The organism is Pseudoalteromonas luteoviolacea (assembly GCF_021654285.1).
In the GTDB taxonomy this organism is placed as follows: Bacteria; Pseudomonadota; Gammaproteobacteria; order Enterobacterales; family Alteromonadaceae; genus Pseudoalteromonas; species Pseudoalteromonas luteoviolacea_J.
On record NZ_JAKFZS010000012.1, the window covers coordinates 124,916 to 142,001 of the forward strand.

A 17,086-nucleotide genomic window follows, 5' to 3' on the forward strand; every position below is an offset into this window, starting at 1 on the left:
TTGGCCAACGAATTAAACAGCTTTGATATTCAAGAGATCTTGAAGTTACTTCCTCATCGTTACCCTATGTTGCTTGTCGATAAAGTTGTCGATCACAAGCCTGGAGAGTATTTGCATGCAGTGAAGAATGTGACGGCAAATGAGCCTATCTTTACAGGTCATTTTCCAGACCAACCTATTTTTCCTGGTGTAATGATTTTAGAAGCAATGGCACAGGCGACAGGTTTGCTTGGTTTTAAAACGGTCGAGAATCGCAGTGACAATGAGCTATACTTGTTTGCAGCCATTGACAATGCAAGGTTCAAGCAGCCAGTTGTCCCTGGCGATACGATGCATTTACACGTGCAGTTCGTCAAAGAGCGTCGCAATATCTGGAAGTTTTCAGCTGAAGCGAAAGTAGACGGCAATGTCGTGTGTAGTGCAGAAATAATGTGTGCTAGAAGAGAGTTTTAAGCGTGATCCATCCTACCGCAATTATTGAACCAGGCGCTAAATTAGGAAATAACGTCTCAGTTGGACCATACAGTTATATCGGTAACGATGTAGTTATCGGGGACGATTGTAAAATTGAATCACATGTTGTTATTAAAGGACCAAGTGAAATTGGTTCTGGTAATCACATATTTCAGTTTGCGTCTGTAGGCGAGGCCTGCCAAGATAAAAAGTACAAGGATGAACCAACGAAGCTCATTATTGGCGACAATAATGTGATCAGAGAGTGTGCGACGATCCACCGTGGTACTATTCAAGATCAAGGCGTTACCATTATTGGTAGTAACAATCTTTTTATGGCTTACACCCATGTTGCACACGATGCAGTAATTGGTAGCAATGTTATTTTTGCTAACAATGCAAGTGTTGCTGGGCATGTTCATATCGGCGATTGGGTTATCTTAGCGGGTAACTCAGGCGTACATCAGTTTTGTAAGGTCGGTTCGCATGCTTTTGTAGGCATGTACTCTGGTGTGAACCAAGATGTACCGCCATTTGTAACAACTACGGGCACACCTGCGCGTCCTGTTGCAATTAACACCGAAGGTCTGAAGCGTCGTGGTTTTGAGTCTGATGAAATTATGGCAACACGCAGAGCTTACAAAACGCTCTTCCGTAAAGGCCTAAAACTAGATGAAGCCATTGCAGCTTTACAAGATGAAGCGCAACAGTTCCCAGCGGTACAGCAGATGCTTGATTTTATCGCAACGTCAGAGCGTGGACTGGTACGCTAACTTAATCTGGCTCTTTGTCGCCTTATCGTAATTTATCGAATAACAAAGAGCGGGTTCTGATATAATAACGCCATACTTAGTATGGCGTTTTTTTATTTTCTAGAAGAACAAAAATGGCAAACGAAAAATCTATTACTGTCGGGATTGTTGCAGGTGAGCTATCTGGTGACATTCTTGGCGCAGGTCTTATTAAAGCACTGAAACAGCGCTTTCCAAATGCACAGTTTGTTGGCATTGCAGGTCCTAAAATGCAAGCTCAGGGGTGTAAAAGCCTTTTTGATATGGAAGAGCTTGCTGTGATGGGCCTTGTGGAAGTGTTAGGCAGACTTCCTCGCTTACTTAAAATTCGAAAACAATTAGTCAATTATTTTATACAAAATCCACCAGATGTGTTTATTGGTGTTGATGCACCAGACTTCAATTTACGTGTTGAAAAACCGTTGAAAGCGGCTGGCATTAAGACAATTCAATATGTAAGCCCCTCTGTTTGGGCGTGGCGACCAAAGCGTATTCATACCATCGCAGAGGCGACAAATTTGGTGTTATCTTTGCTACCGTTCGAAAAAGCCTTTTACGATAAGTATGATGTACCCTGTACTTTTGTAGGTCACACCCTTGCAGACGAAATACCGTTAGAGTCAGATACCTTGGCTGCGCGAAAAGAAATTGGTTTAAAAGAGTCAGATACAGTTTTGGCCTTGTTGCCAGGCAGCAGAGGATCTGAAGTTGGGTTGCTAAGTGAAACTTACTTGCAAACTGCTAAGCAATTAGTAGATAAAATGCCAGATCTCAAAATTGTTGTGCCTTTGGTCAATGAAAAGCGCAAAAAGCAGTTCACACAAATTCTAAATAAAGTGGCGCCAGATCTTCGCCCGATTATATTAGATGGCCAGTCTTCATTGGCAATGACAGCGTCAGATGCTGTATTACTAGCCTCAGGTACGGCGACGTTAGAAGCGATGTTATATAAAAAACCAATGGTTGTGGGATATCGCTTAAAAACCTTGAGCTATAAAATATTTAGCACGTTTTTTACCTTCAACATCAAACACTTTTCATTGCCAAATTTACTTGCGGATGCACCGCTTGTAGCCGAATTTTTGCAAGAAGATTGTAATCCAGATGCGTTGACGGATGCACTGCTCCCCTTGCTCAGAGGGGACAATTCCGCACTCATAGAACGTTTTTACGAAATTCATAAAGGTATTCGCTTAAATGCCAGTGAACAGGCAGCAATTGCTGTTGCGGAGGTGATAGATGCAAATTGAACGCCCTAAAGTAAACTACATTGCAGGTGTAGATGAGGTTGGTCGTGGGCCCTTGGTGGGTGATGTTGTAACGGCAGCAGTGATTTTAGATCCAAGCAAGCCAATAGCAGGTTTAACAGATTCAAAAAAACTGTCAGAGAAAAAACGCAATGTGCTGGCGGAAGAAATTAAAGAGAAAGCGCTGTGTTACTGCATTGCTCGTGCTACGGTAGATGAAATCGATGAGCTGAATATTTTGCATGCTACTATGTTGGCTATGAAGCGCGCCGTTGAAGGTCTCTCAATTCCTGCTGAATTTGTTTTTATTGATGGTAATCGTGTACCGGATATTAGTATTCCGGCACAAGCGGTTGTGAAAGGCGATAGCTTAGTGGAAGAGATCAGCGCCGCATCAATTTTAGCTAAAGTTACCCGTGACAATGAAATGATTGAATTAGATGCGCAGTATCCTCAGTTTGGCTTTGCAGGTCATAAAGGTTATCCAACCAAAGCGCATTTTGAAGCGCTTGCTCAACATGGCATCACGCCACATCATCGAAAGAGCTTTAAACCAGTACAAAGAATCATTGCGGAGCAGTCGTAATCATGCCAACGCCTAATTTTGTACATTTACGCGTTCATAGTGACTTTTCTATGGTTGATGGCTTGGCCAAGACCAAACCTATTGTCGCCAGAGCGCAAGAGCTTGAGATGCCTGCGTTCGCCATTACAGATCAAATGAACTTATGTGGTTTAGTGCGGTTTTATGGCGGTGCTCATGGTGCTGGCATAAAGCCCATGGTAGGGGCTGATTTATGGCTAAAAAGTGATGAGTTTCCTGATGAACCTTGTCGAATTGTCGTACTTGCTAAAAATAATGAAGGATATAAAAACCTTACATTGCTGATCTCAGAAGCCTTTTTAAGAGGCCACGTATTTCATCGACCAGTGGTTGATAAAGCATGGTTAGCGCAGTACAAAGAGGGGTTAATTTTACTCTCTGGGGCAAAAGATGGCGATGTAGGCAAAGCGCTATTAAAGGGCAATCATCAGCTTGCTTTAGAAACAGTGGCTTTTTATGAAGAGCACTTTGCTAATCACTATTACCTTGAATTACATCGTACAGGGCGTGAACAAGAAGAAGAGTACCTGCATGCGGCAGTGGCACTTGCTGGCGAACGTAATTTACCCGTCGTTGCGACCAATGAAGTTGTTTTTTTACACGAAGAAGACTTTGAAGCCCATGAGATCCGCGTTGCTATTCATGATGGTTACACGTTAGAAGATAAAAACAGGCCGAAGCGCTTTTCCAAAGAGCAATACCTCAAAACGCCTGAGCAGATGGCTGAGCTATTTAGTGATATTCCGGAAGCGCTGGAAAACACCGTTGAAATTGCTAAGCGATGTAACGTTACCGTACAGCTTGGTACTTATTTCTTGCCAGATTACCCAACGGGCGATTTAAAAATTGATGACTTCTTGGTCAAGGTATCTGAAGACGGCCTTGAAGAACGTCTGCAGTTTTTATTCCCTGATGAAGAAGACAGAAAAGTTAAGCGAGTTGAGTACGATGATCGTTTAAGAATTGAATTAGACGTAATCAACCAAATGGGATTCCCGGGCTACTTCTTGATCGTAATGGAGTTCATTCAGTGGAGTAAGGATAATAATATTCCAGTTGGTCCTGGCCGAGGCTCTGGTGCAGGTTCATTGGTGGCGTATGCATTGAAGATCACCGATCTTGACCCACTTGAATTTGACTTACTATTTGAGCGATTCTTAAACCCAGAACGTGTCTCGATGCCAGATTTTGACGTCGACTTCTGTATGGATAGACGAGATGAGGTGATTGATCACGTTGCCAAATTGTACGGGCGACAAGCGGTATCCCAGATCATCACCTTTGGTACCATGGCGGCCAAGGCGGTAATTCGTGACGTAGGTCGTGTACTAGGTCACCCCTATGGTTTTGTTGATAGAATTTCGAAGCTAGTGCCGGGCGATCCGGGTATGACACTGGCTAAAGCTTTTGAAGTTGAGCCAAGGCTACCTGAGGCCTATGATGGCGATGATGAAGTAAAAGAACTCATCGATAAATGTCGAATTCTAGAAGGCTGTACTCGTAACGCTGGTAAACACGCCGGTGGTGTTGTTATCTCGCCAACCAGCATCACAGACTTTGCAGCCTTGTACTGTGACGAAGAGGGTAAATTCCCAGTTACTCAATTCGATAAAAACGACGTTGAAACGGCCGGTCTGGTTAAGTTTGACTTCCTAGGTCTGAGAACACTGACAATCTTGCAGTGGGCACTGGATATGGCCAATGAGCGTTTAGCGCGTGAACAAAAACCATTTGTAGATATCAATGCCATTCCACTTGATGATCATGCCAGCTTTGAGGTGCTACTAAGAGCCGAGACTACAGCGGTATTCCAGCTAGAATCGCGTGGTATGAAAGACCTTATCCGCCGTCTTAAACCGGACTGCTTCGAAGATATGATCGCACTGGTTGCACTATTTAGACCGGGACCGTTGCAATCGGGCATGGTAGATAACTTTATCGACCGTAAGCATGGTCGAGAAGAGATCTCTTTCCCTGATGCTCAGTATCAGCATGAGAGCCTAGCTCCTATCCTAGAGCCGACTTACGGGATCATCCTGTATCAGGAGCAGGTCATGCAGATCGCGCAGGTCCTAGCAGGTTATAGCCTAGGCGGCGCTGACTTACTTCGTCGTGCGATGGGTAAGAAAAAACCGGAAGAGATGGCAAAGCAGCGTTCAACCTTTGAAGAAGGGTCGATAAATAACGGTGTCGACGGTGAACTTGCCATGAAGATCTTCGATCTTGTAGAAAAGTTCGCTGGTTATGGTTTTAACAAATCTCACTCGGCAGCATACGCACTGGTTTCTTACCAAACGCTTTGGATGAAAACGCATTTCCCAGCAGAATTTATGGCTGCGGTAATGTCTGCGGATATGGATAACACCGATAAGATTGTCACCTTGGTTGATGAGTGTGAGAACATGAAGTTGACCTTGCTACCACCGGATGTGAATGCGGGTGTTTATAAGTTTGCGGTAAACTTACAAGGTGAGATTGTCTACGGTATTGGTGCCATCAAGGGGGTAGGTGAAGGCCCAGTTGAAGCCATTCTTGAAGCACGTGAGCAAGGCGGAGAGTTTAAAGACTTATTCGATTTTTGTGCCCGTGTTGATTTGAAGCGTCTTAATCGTCGTGTTATTGAAAAGCTGATTTATGCAGGCGCCTTAGACAAATTAGGCCCAGAAAAGAAACAAGGCGGACGTGCGACATTACTTGCAAGCTTAAAAGATGCTATGAAGTCGGCTGAACAGCATCATAAAGCGGAACAGTTAGGGCAATCGGATTTATTTGGCTTACTTGCCGTTGAACCTGAAGAAGTGGCACAAGCCTTTATTCAGGCACCACCATTGAGTGACAATGAGTGGCTCAACGGAGAAAAGGAAACGTTGGGTTTATACCTGACCGGACACCCAATTAACCAGTACCGTAAAGAGCTGAAGCATTATACCTCGGGTAAATTAGTCGACTTACAGCCAACTAACCGAGATATGCAGTCGACAGCAGCTGGTTTGGTGATCAACGCCCGTACCTTGATAAATAAAAAAGGTAACCGTTGGGGACTCATCACGCTAGACGATAAGAGTGCGCGGATTGATGTACGTTTCTTCCCTGAACAATTTGAAATGTATGAAGAGCTCCTTCAGGTTAACCAGATCCTGATTATATCTGGGCAGGTAAGCTTTGATAACTTCTCAGGCGGTATCACTATGACTGCCAGAGACGTCAATACGATAGCGCAAGCGCGAGAGAAGCGGGTTAGCGCTCTTAAGATGTCACTAAATATGGCGCAAATAGATGCGAACTTTGGTGAGAACTTAAAGCGAGTATTAGAGCCTTATAAGTTTGGTACTTGTGAGGTGATCATTGAATATCAGCGTCCAGATGCCACAGCCGAGTTAACACTCGGGACACAGTGGTGCGTGACACCAAGCGATGAGCTGATCAGATCTTTGAAAAAGTTAACTGGCCAAGATGTAGAGTTAATCTTTGACTAAGTCTACAAAAACAGCAGATACAAAAAAGGCCACTCATTGAGTGGCCTTTTTATTAAAACTTCAATTAGTTACAGTAACCAAAAGACATTAGACGCTGGTATCTTTGCTCAAGCATTTCTTCTTGGCTAAGCTGAGACACGCTATCTAGATCTTTGATGATCTGTGCTTTTAGGTTTCTTGCTGCGGTATCGTAATCACGGTGTGCGCCACCTAATGGCTCAGCAACAATTTCGTTGATTAGGTTGTTGTCTTTGATACGTTGTGCAGATACGCCCATAGCTTCAGCTGCAAGAGGTGCTTTTTCAGCACTTTTCCAAAGGATTGAAGCACATCCTTCAGGTGTGATAACTGAGTAAGTACTGTAACGTAACATGTTTACGCGGTCGCCTACACCAATTGCAAGTGCACCACCTGAACCACCTTCACCGATAACGCTACAAATTGTAGGTACTTTTAGAGACGCCATGACTTTTAAGTTCATCGCGATCGCTTCACTTTGACCGCGCTCTTCAGCGCCGATCCCAGGGTATGCACCTTGCGTATCGATTAATGTGATCACTGGCATTTTAAAACGCTCAGCCATTTCCATAAGACGCTTAGCTTTACGGTAACCTTCTGGACGTGGCATACCGAAGTTACGCTTAATTTTTTCTGCAGTATCACGGCCTTTTTCTTGGCCGATAACCATTACAGGCTTACCGTCTAGTCTTGCAGTACCGCCGATAATTGCTGGGTCGTTTGCAAATGCGCGATCGCCTGCAAACTCATCGAATTCTGTAAACATGCGCTTGATATAGTCACTTGCATGAGGGCGCATTGGGTGACGAGCTAATTGAAGTAGCTGCCAAGGGTTAAGTTCTGAGTAAATTTTTTCAGTAAGCTGTACACTTTTCTCTTTTAACTTACTGATCTCTTCTTCCAGACTTAGGTCCAAAGAACCTGAGCGACTAACAGCTTGTAGCTCTTTAATTTTTTGCTCTAATTCAGCTACTGGAAGTTCAAATTCTAGATAATTTAAGCTCATTTTCTAACCTATCTGATAATTTTTTAAAGTTTGTCTCGGTTTTATGTATAGAGTACAGATTTAAAATGCCATGACTCAGTTATTTTTAGCATATTATTTAGCGTAGTCTATTTTGCTAAATGGAGCTTAAACTAAGTGTTAATATTGCTTATTTAAGTCAGTTTTTGCAGAAGATGACGCACTTTAGCGACATTTTTCTTCTTCATTTTTTAACTGTTTTTCCTTCGTGAAGGCGCGTTCTCTGTTATCACATACAATTTTACGCACATTATACTGCCCCGAACTGGATCTGGAAAACAGACCAGCAAGATAATGTGACTTTTTAAACATAAGTAGGGATTTACCTAGATTTTAGCACTAATGTCAATTAATTTCGGGTTTGTTTTATCAATGTAAAACTTGCAAATGACTTTTGTGATAATTCAATGGCAAGTCACGGTAAGTGATTAAAATTGTTTTATTTATTGGTTTTTGCTTATTTAGTGCAAATTATTGACACTTTTTAATGGTTTTTAGTGGCAATTTTGAGAATTAACTAAATGCGACTGACTGAGAAAATTTTTTATCCCGAGGTGATCTCGCTCACGATTAGTGTGCAATTGACCAAGCGCACGTTGCATTTTAAGCAGGATCGGGTATAACGCCAGATAATTGCATGAGGAAAGAATATGGAATCGACAGGCGTATTTAAAAAATTTGCCAGTGCGCTTGAGAAGCAGTGTGGTGAACGTATCGGGCAGGGGTTAACCGTCGCTTTATCTGGTGGCGTTGATTCGGTGGTATTACTGCATCTGTGCCAGCAATTCTCCCAATTACATACAGGAATAAAGCTTGAAGCCATTTATGTGAATCATGGCTTATCTGATAATGCAGATATGTGGCAGCAGTTTTGTGCGGAGCTGTGTACACAGTTAACTATCCCTTTTCAAGCGGTTGGTGTAAGTATTGAAGCGAAAACTAGAACGAGCCTAGAAGCACAAGCAAGAGACGCACGCTATGAGGCGCTAGATAGACACGCGATGGCAAGCTCCACGCTGGTACTAGGCCAACATGCTGATGATCAAGTAGAAACATTTTTTATTCGCTTAAAACGAGGATCAGGCTTACAGGGGTTAGGTGCAATGCACTCATCAATGCGATTGAGCAGCGGACGACATTGCGCAAGACCTTTAATTGACGTAGAGCGAAAAGATATCGAAGCATTTGCGCAGATCTTTGGTTTGTCGCATATAGAAGATGAGTCCAACAAGAGTGATGAATTTGATCGTAACTTTTTGCGTAATCAAGTGATCCCGCTTTTAAAATCCCGCTTTAAAGGGTTTGTATCCAGTGTTTTAAGGTCAATATCTTTACTGCAAGCACAACAAGCCTTGATAGACGAAATTGCTCAGAGTGATATAGCTGTGTGCCGACGCGATAAAAATCTCAATGTGATGGACTTGGCTGCGTTATCTGAGCTTAGGCAAAGTAATGTAGTTAGGTTATGGCTTGGCAGTAAAGGCGTTAATATGCCTTCGCAAAAGCAGTTAGCTCAAATTCTAAATCAAGCGCTGAATTCCAAAGAAGATGCACAAGTTAATGTTCAGCTCCAAGCGGGCTCGATAAAGTGCTACAACGGGCTTATATACTGGGTGGCAAACACAACCGTTACTTTGGCTGAGATGCCATGTGCTGAGTTAACATCAGATGTCGAATTGGCTGATGGCAGAATTTTAATCCTAGTTGAAGGGAAGGGAGTGCGTCGCCCTCTCGCTGATGAGCGAGTGACTATTCGCTTTGGACAGCTAAATGAGAAATTAAAACCGATAGGTAAGCCCGGTCGAAATACAGTAAAACATTGGCTTAAAGAGGCCAAAGTGCCGAGTTGGGAAAGGCCCTCAATTCCTATGATTTATTACAATGATGCCTTAGTTACAGTGGTTGGTTTTTTTGTTAACGCCGACTATATGGCACCCTCAGGCATATTATGGCAGGTAAAAGATGCAGAATAACAAACAAATAGGTATGTCTTTGGCGAGTAAAGCACCGATGGCTGTTCTGATATGTGCCGTCATATTTTTGTTATTATTTTTGTGCTCCGCCATCAACTTAGCGAATCTGTTGCTCGCTCTGAGTGTTGGCGTCTTATCAGCGGTATTATTGCTGGCATATTGGCATGGTAGGGGCGGAAGTTATTTTATATTAGGATTGGCTGCGCCCATGTTGTCCATATTGTTTAGTGAGCTTCCTGATTTTTGGGCGTTAGGCTGGGTGATCAATGGCTTCTTTTGTGGTTTTGCCATTTTACTCTGGCTATTTATGCTAAAAAATAGTCAGGATTGAAAAGGGGTACTTATCATTAGGGGATGATAAGTACCTGTAAAACTAGACTGCGCGTGCGCAATTTCTACCCGCTTCTTTGGCTTGATATAAGCCTCTATCGGCTCTGGCAAAAATTTCATTGGCGCAATCTTGGCTTGATGCCAGCGTAAAGCCAATGCTGGTTGTGACAGCATGCTTAAGTAACAAGCTATTGTTATTAACACGCTCCATAATGCGCTCTGCGATAACTTTATTGGTTGTAAACGCAGGATCGTCAATCAGGATCGCAAATTCGTCACCACCAAACCTAAACACCGCATCTGTCGCTCGTATGCTGGAGGTTAGGATGTTGGCAAAGCCGATAAGCACTTCATCGCCTTGTTTGTGCCCAAACTCATCGTTGACTTGTTTGAAGTTGTCTAAGTCCAATAACATCAAACTAAAGTTTCTATGCTGCCTACGGCTGCGCTCTAACTTAGTCTCAAGATATTCATTAAACTGGCTACGATTATACAGTCCTGTGAGTGTGTCCTTAGTGGCCAGTTGCAGTACTCGGTGATACATCAGCGCATTTCTAAGTGGATACAATAAGCAAGTATGCAATTGCATTAAGCGCGCCCGGATCGTGCCACTAAAGCTGTATTTGCTAAAATAGACTAATTGACCTAAATGTTGACCTTCTAAATCGAGGTCAAATGTATACGGCTTGAGTTGGTTATCACCTTGGTGAGTTTGAAACAGTCCTTGATTTGAATGAAACTGCAGCCCTGCAAGATCAGTGATGCGTTTAACATAAGATGCAAAGATATCTAAAATACCGTTGACGTCTAGTGTTGTTTGCAGTTTTTCAACGAGCACATTCGGTTGTTCAGGCGCCTGTGTTACGTATTGTTCAGTCGTGAACGGAACGTAATCACCGCGCGAAGGCGTTCGCTGTGACAAAATATGGACATTTTCCATCTGGTAATTCCCCTAATTACAACATTCCCGAACATATAAGCTAGTTTCGTGCCAAAAAATTAAACTGGCTGAAAAACAGTTGGTTGCTATAGTTAAATTGTGTGAAAAATAAACCAAAACATTTCTTTGACGCCTAGGGGGCCATTTGCAGCAAAATTTTGCCGGATTTATTTCCGATAGAATCGTAACCGTCTTTATGACCGCAATGCATGGTCATTTTACAGATGTTGTTGCACTGCTGCTGTGTGCCGTGATCTTAGTCTGGTCTTTCAAAAGGGTAGGCTTGCCGCCCATTCTAGCCTATTTATTAACTGGTTTAGTCGCGGCGGGTTACGGTTTAATGGATAATAGTCATGAGATCCATTTAATCGCAGAAGTTGGAATTGTATTTTTACTTTTTAGTCTTGGTTTGGAATTTTCTATACCAAAACTGATGGCAATGCGCAGTGTCGTATTTGGGCTTGGTAGTACTCAGGTATTATTGTCAATCCTAGTTGGGACCTGTTTAGTGTCTTTCTTCGGATTTGGCTGGTCTGAATCTTTGATCATTGCTTGCATTGTATCGCTATCATCAACCGCTGTGGTCGTTAAGATCATGAAAGAGTCTGGCATGCTGAATATGCGCAAAGGGCAGTTATCTATTGGCGTGCTGCTTTTTCAAGACATTGCCGTGGTACCCATGCTAATAGTTTTTCCTTTAATGGCCAGTACAGATAACCAATTTTTAGTCGGTGCCTTAATATTGGCGTTGGCTAAAGGTGCCTTTGTGTGCTTATTGCTTTGGGCTATCGGTAAATGGGTTCTGCCAAAAGTATTTAATGAAGTCGCCTTAGCCAGAACGGATGAGCTCTTTGTATTGACCACGCTGGTCGTCGCTTTGTGTGCGGGGGCGCTAACGTATGCATTTGGACTTTCTATGGCGTTAGGCGCATTTTTAGCGGGTATGATGCTTGGTGAGAGTCAGTACCGACACCAACTAGAGGCAGAGATAAGGCCCTTTCGAGACATCCTAATGGGGTTGTTTTTTGTTACCGTCGGTATGCAGCTCGATGTCGCTTATGTAATTAGTACTTTTGGGTATATTGTCGCTGCAATGGCGGTCTTACTCGTCGTTAAAGTCTCCATCATTTATGTTAGTGCACAAGTCATGGGAGAGCGAAAGCGTGATGCGCTCTCTTCGGGCATTATGTTATGGCAAATGGGGGAATTTGGTTTTGTATTGGTTGCGCTTGCCGGGCAGCACCATTTATTAGCGCCAGATACCGCCTCATTTTTAATCGCGCTGGGTGTTTTATCTATGGCTCTCACACCTTACTTGATGAGTGAGACAGACAGGTTATTAAAGCTGTTTAAGCTTGATGTTGAGCACAAACCTGATTTTACATATGCAGGTATAAAAGATGATTCTGTGAAAGATCACGTGGTGATATTTGGTTATGCGCGGGTTGGACAAACTATTGCACGCTTCTTAAAACCAGAGGCTATTCCTTATGTTGCGATTGAGCGTAATCCTATCATTGTGCAGGAAGCGCAAACTGCGGGGGAGCCTGTCATTTTTGGTCACGCAGGGCAAAAAGCCATTTTAAAGTCAGCATGCGTCAGTAAAGCAAGGTTGGTTATTGTGACTATGGATGATTTTGAACAAAGCCAAATTGTCATCGATGCACTTAAACATTATGCGCCAGAGGTAAAAATACTGGTGAGGATGCAAGATGATACGCACCTAGAAGATTTAAAACAGCTTGGTGTGACAGAAGTTGTACCAGAGTCATTAGAGGCCAGCTTAATGTTGGTATCCCATGTACTGTATATGTCAGGGGTACCAATGAGGCGGATCTTTAAACGGGTTAGTAAAGAGCGACAGAATCGCTATGAGTACTTGCACGGCTTTTTCACTGGCAGCAGTGATGAGATGAATGAATATGGTCACAGTCACTCTCACTCAAGTTTTGTGACGGATAGGCTTGAATACTTGCATGCAGTGGCGTTACCTGAGGACGCTTACGCGGTTGAAAAAACAATTTCTGAGCTTGAATTGGTGCGTCATAAAGTTGTCGTTAAGGCACTTAGGCGCGATGGCACGGAAATCCCTATGCCGGATGAAGACATTATTTTGCAAGCAAGCGATGTATTACTACTAAAAGGCAAGCCCAGACGGGTAGAGCGTGCTGAGCAATTTATTTTAGATGGCTTACCCTAGTCCAACTCCAAAAACGCCTTTATCTCGTCTAATCGTGCAAGGCCATCTTCGTAGCCAATTTTGATCAATTCTTGGGTGTAGCTTTTTTCAAATAATAAGTAACTGGTTAAACTTGATTGGGAGTGCTTCTTCACCCCGATGGTTCTGAGTAATAATTTAACCGCGATGGGCAAATCATCATAAAAGTCGAGGGCCAGCTCATTGAAGTTTTGAGATGGGTTAACAATCAAGGTATCTACGCGTTTGAGTTCTTTATGCTTTTCTCTTGCAGGAAGTAAGCTAATGGTGCGGTTAACACGTTCAAGGCGCTCTAAATCTGATTGCAAGGTGTCACTGAAAATACTGTCTAACAAGTGACCTGCCACTACCGACATGCCTGGAAAGTGGGGTTCGTAGCCCAGCGGCGTTTGTACTTTAGGTTGCTCAACACCAATGATGAATATTTTACTGGCACCTAAGTGAATTGAAGGGCTAAGGGGTGATAGCTGGTGGATAGAGCCATCGCCATAGTAATTGTGTTTAACCCTTACACTTGGAAATACCATGGGAATGGCACTGGATGCCATCAGGTGATCAATATTTAGCTGAGTTTGAATACCCTCGCGCTTGGCTCTTTGCCACGGCTTTGCATCTTTGGCTTGAAAAAAAGCCACTGACTTGCCACTGGAATAACTGGATACGGTTACAGATAAAGCATCAATAAAGCCACGATGAATATTACGGTCAATTCGTGCCAGATCCATGACGTCTGCAAGCAATTGGCGAAGAGGTGTATTGTCGAGCAAACTCGCTGGTGGGTGATTTAAATAGTCAGCTTGAAAGCTGCGCATAACATTATTGGTCAGATGCCCAAAAGCACCAAACAAGCTACTTTTATACACCATGTTGGTGTGAAAGTTTTTCCAGATCCACTCAATTTTTCGAATCGCCAAATGCATGTTGGATGAATAACAAGCAAGGCCTGTTGAGTTGATTGCGCCAGCCGAAGTGCCGTTGATAATTTTAAACGGTAGGGGCGCGCTTCGGGGCAAGCTAAGGGCGATGGCTTTGAGTACCCCAACTTGATAAGCTGCTCGAGCACCGCCACCGGTGAGTAACAGCGCAATATGCGGTTTGCCAATTTTACATTGTGCTTTTTTCATATCTGTTCCTTCGAAAATTAGCTGTTAGTCACAAAGGTAAAAGCATTCGGCTTACTTATACTATACTCAATTAAGAGTGAATGTATATTTTACATCTCTTATAAATATCAGCCAGTTACGTAATTTTGACAAATTTAATTTGGTAAAAATGTGTCATCAATATGTGGTTTTTTGTCGATATGACGCTTGTTTGTACTTATGTTCATGTAATTGTCAGCAAACAGATGCGAGTTTGAGATAAACTCTCGTTAATGCGCGTTGACGCAGATGAGATATCTTTTAGTTTGTGTTTTAATTACTAGGTGTTGCTAGGGAATTTCCCTTAGTTGCCAAGTTTTTTAAGCGAATTTTACGGAGCCTCCATGTCAGAGCACAGTTCAGCAGAACCAAGGACAAATAAAAAGCCTTCTAACAGTCAGTTACTTCTTGCGGCAATCGCAGCGGTGGCCTTGATCATTGTGGCTGTATTTGTATTAGCGAACAAAGAAAATAAGCCCGCAGAAAATACAAAATTTCGACAGGATGTCGTCGTGCCTGAAGAAACCCCTAAAACCGTAGTTAACACCGCACGTCAAGAAACTGAAGAAACCAAAAAAGCGCAAGTGAGTGCAACGGCCGAACCTGAATCAACAACAGATACAATTGAAGAGCCTGTTGTGACCGTCACCGAGCCAGAGTCTAGACCTGCTGAGCCTGTTGAACCTGTACTGCCGAGCCTAGATGACAGTGACACCAGTGTGCGCGATTCAGTGGCAAGTTACTTGAGCAAGCAAGCGATGGAGCTATTGGTCACAGAAGACATGGTCAGACGCAGTGTTGTATTTATCGATAACCTTGCGCAGGGTAAAGTGGCTAAAAAGCACTATCCAGTGAGTAAGCCTGCTGATAACTTCATGGTCATTGAAGATGATTTGATCATCACAGATCCAAATAGCTTTGAGCGCTATACGCCATACGTGAATATGCTTAACTCAATGAGCACGGCGCAGCTTGTTCGTTTATATGAGCAATACAAGCCACTTATCAGCGAAGCATATGAAGAAATCGGCTATAACGGCAACGAGTTTGACTACACACTACAAGAAGCCCTAGGTGAACTACTTGAAACACCTATTCCTGAGTCAAACCTACCGCTTATTCAAGAATCTGTGACCTATAAGTACGCCTATGCAGAGTGGGAACAGCTTTCGGATGCGCAAAAACTGTTTTTACGTATGGGCCCTGAAAACATGAAAAAAGCGAAGAAGCGCTTACAAGCTTTTCAGCGCGCAATTGCTAACTAGTACAAATTTAATACTTAAATAATCAAAAGCTTGCTTACTTGCTTAAACAAACAGCAAACGAGCAAGCTTTTTTAGTTTTCGCTTGCATCCCAGTAAGAAAATCGCCATAATTCATCCCGCGCCAAACAAGGCCCTCAATGGTAGTCTTATTGGTCCTCTCGCAACAATAGTTCGTGAACCTGGTCAGGTCCGGAAGGAAGCAGCCACAGCGGATGACTTGTGTGCCGGGATGTGGCTGGTAAGACTACCACCCAAATTTCTTCATTTGTTGTTTGAAGTGTAAGTCTTATTAATAGTACTCAAAACTATACTAAAACATACTAATTCCTATCTTTTTAAAATTAAAAACTAATTCTTCATTTGTTAGATCAATAGTACTTTCTATACTAAATCTACTAATACTCAGATTACTACATGCATGGCTTTCTTCAAGAAGTTATTGGCCGTTGTACTTTCTTTTAACATATCGAGTATTTATCCAGCCTCGATACTCAACTTCTTTATATGTATATTTAATTAGGCACCAGTTTTTCTGTTTGTGTAAAACTTTGACGCTATACCCAAGAGGTGGAGAACCTATTACATTGGACTTCATGTTCGGTTCAGTACGTAAACGAACTCCACTTCCGATGACGACTCTAACATGTTCTTTGCCAGATGAACTCTCGTGAGACTCACTTAAATATCTATCAACGTGTGCCGATAATACCCCTGTAGGTATTCCAAAGGTGATGTGCACAAGTGCTGAAGTTAATATAAACATTAAACCTGATTTTATCTTGGCAGGCCATTTGGCTATCGTATTGGCATCACTTGATTCAATTTCTGACGAAATCTGATCTGCAAGTTCGACTAATTGCTCAGGCTCTTCTATATATTCGGAAAGCTGTTTTGCTGAACTAAGTACTTCAGAATGTATCCAGCTCTGTCTAGATAACATTTCCGTTAGTTCTGAAAGTGAGTGATTTGTAACTGGATTGAAATTTACTGAACTAGAGTTTAAAACTTTTACCGCAGAAAAGACCTTGGATGAAACTGTTTTTCCTAATATTGAACTATGTGCAACTTGGCCGATAATTCCTAGACTTTCTATTGGCTGTAGGACCTTAGAATGCATGGAGTTCATTAATTGACCTACATTGGTTAGCTCAAAGTTATTGCCTAGCGCTGCTCTTGCTTGCGCAATTAAATTTACAGTTTTTGACGCTTCAATTAACGCCGTACCAACTTGTGACTGAAAGGGAAGTTGAGAGATAGATGCTTGTAATTCGGTATATACTGTCGAGAAATGTATTGCGCTTTTGTATGTACTTATTGGGGTTAGCCTTGAGACACTTTCCAACGTTGAAGTTATGTGAGATGAACGATGAAGCTCTAAAGTTGCCCCGAGGTTAGGTTGATTTATTATTTTATTGACCTTTTCAATGTTAAGAAATAATTGTTCTAGTTTCGAGCTCACGTACTGTCCTTTTGATTCAATTATCAAGTTTAGCGCTTACATACTAAATTAGTTAATTACAATGTACATCGTTTGTTTGAAAAATAGCGTATTAGCAATTAGATCAATAGCACTTCATATACTAATCTACTAAAACTCGTCCGTAC

At 42.5% G+C, this 17,086-nt stretch carries 13 protein-coding genes and 1 other RNA gene; 10 read left to right on the forward strand and 4 right to left on the reverse strand.

What is annotated here, in order from left to right; translation table 11 throughout:
- The 5 genes from fabZ to dnaE all read left to right on the forward strand — a co-directional run bounded on the left by fabZ (position 1) and on the right by dnaE (position 6,571).
- Positions 1–453: a 3-hydroxyacyl-ACP dehydratase FabZ gene (gene fabZ, locus L1077_RS13455; protein ID WP_237137294.1), complete on the forward strand. Its 453-nt coding sequence runs from the start codon at positions 1–3 to the stop codon at positions 451–453.
- A 2-nt stretch (positions 454–455) separates the two neighbouring features.
- Positions 456–1,226 carry an acyl-ACP--UDP-N-acetylglucosamine O-acyltransferase gene (gene lpxA, locus L1077_RS13460; protein ID WP_237137295.1) on the forward strand — a complete coding sequence of 257 codons (771 nt, stop codon included), beginning with the start codon at positions 456–458 and terminating at the stop codon, positions 1,224–1,226.
- A gap of 113 nt (positions 1,227–1,339) precedes the next feature.
- Positions 1,340–2,494 (forward strand): lipid-A-disaccharide synthase, encoded by a 1,155-nt coding sequence (gene lpxB / locus L1077_RS13465; protein ID WP_237137296.1) that lies wholly within the window; start codon positions 1,340–1,342, stop codon positions 2,492–2,494.
- A complete protein-coding gene (rnhB, locus tag L1077_RS13470; RefSeq protein WP_237137297.1) occupies positions 2,484–3,077 on the forward strand; it encodes a ribonuclease HII in 594 nt (197 codons plus the stop codon). Before lpxB ends, rnhB begins: the two co-directional genes overlap by 11 nt.
- 2 nt (positions 3,078–3,079) lie before the next feature.
- Positions 3,080–6,571 (forward strand): DNA polymerase III subunit alpha, encoded by a 3,492-nt coding sequence (dnaE, locus tag L1077_RS13475; RefSeq protein ID WP_237137298.1) that lies wholly within the window; start codon positions 3,080–3,082, stop codon positions 6,569–6,571.
- A gap of 64 nt (positions 6,572–6,635) precedes the next feature.
- Here dnaE and accA read toward each other — a convergent pair whose 3' ends face one another.
- Positions 6,636–7,595 carry an acetyl-CoA carboxylase carboxyl transferase subunit alpha gene (accA, locus tag L1077_RS13480; RefSeq protein WP_237137299.1) on the reverse strand — a complete coding sequence of 320 codons (960 nt, stop codon included), beginning with the start codon at positions 7,593–7,595 and terminating at the stop codon, positions 6,636–6,638.
- Positions 7,596–8,263: 668 nt separating this feature from the next.
- Between accA and tilS the strand changes: the two genes are divergently transcribed.
- Together tilS and L1077_RS13490 are read left to right on the forward strand one after the other, a co-directional pair.
- The gene (gene tilS / locus L1077_RS13485; protein WP_237137300.1) at positions 8,264–9,586 is read left to right on the forward strand and encodes a tRNA lysidine(34) synthetase TilS; all 1,323 of its coding nucleotides are present in this window, start codon (positions 8,264–8,266) and stop codon (positions 9,584–9,586) included.
- Positions 9,576–9,917: a hypothetical protein gene (locus L1077_RS13490; RefSeq protein ID WP_237137301.1), complete on the forward strand. Its 342-nt coding sequence runs from the start codon at positions 9,576–9,578 to the stop codon at positions 9,915–9,917. Before tilS ends, L1077_RS13490 begins: the two co-directional genes overlap by 11 nt.
- Before the next feature lie 42 nt (positions 9,918–9,959).
- Here L1077_RS13490 and L1077_RS13495 read toward each other — a convergent pair whose 3' ends face one another.
- On the reverse strand, positions 9,960–10,856 hold the full coding sequence (locus L1077_RS13495) for a GGDEF domain-containing protein (protein ID WP_063362939.1): 897 nt from the start codon (positions 10,854–10,856) through the stop codon (positions 9,960–9,962).
- A gap of 205 nt (positions 10,857–11,061) precedes the next feature.
- Between L1077_RS13495 and L1077_RS13500 the strand changes: the two genes are divergently transcribed.
- The gene (locus tag L1077_RS13500; RefSeq protein WP_237137340.1) at positions 11,062–13,056 is read left to right on the forward strand and encodes a monovalent cation:proton antiporter family protein; all 1,995 of its coding nucleotides are present in this window, start codon (positions 11,062–11,064) and stop codon (positions 13,054–13,056) included.
- Here L1077_RS13500 and L1077_RS13505 read toward each other — a convergent pair.
- On the reverse strand, positions 13,053–14,198 hold the full coding sequence (locus L1077_RS13505; protein WP_237137302.1) for a patatin-like phospholipase family protein: 1,146 nt from the start codon (positions 14,196–14,198) through the stop codon (positions 13,053–13,055). The genes L1077_RS13500 and L1077_RS13505 overlap by 4 nt on opposite strands.
- A gap of 362 nt (positions 14,199–14,560) precedes the next feature.
- On the opposite strand from L1077_RS13505, the gene L1077_RS13510 reads away from it, so the two are divergent.
- Together L1077_RS13510 and ffs are read left to right on the forward strand one after the other, a co-directional pair.
- Positions 14,561–15,481 (forward strand): DUF3014 domain-containing protein, encoded by a 921-nt coding sequence (locus tag L1077_RS13510; protein WP_237137303.1) that lies wholly within the window; start codon positions 14,561–14,563, stop codon positions 15,479–15,481.
- Between the two features lie 147 nt (positions 15,482–15,628).
- Positions 15,629–15,725, forward strand: an RNA gene (gene ffs / locus L1077_RS13515) — signal recognition particle sRNA small type.
- A 192-nt stretch (positions 15,726–15,917) separates the two neighbouring features.
- Here the strand turns inward: ffs and L1077_RS27595 are convergent.
- Positions 15,918–16,940 (reverse strand): SH3 domain-containing protein, encoded by a 1,023-nt coding sequence (locus L1077_RS27595; RefSeq protein ID WP_237137304.1) that lies wholly within the window; start codon positions 16,938–16,940, stop codon positions 15,918–15,920.
- Positions 16,941–17,086 lie beyond the last annotated feature (146 nt).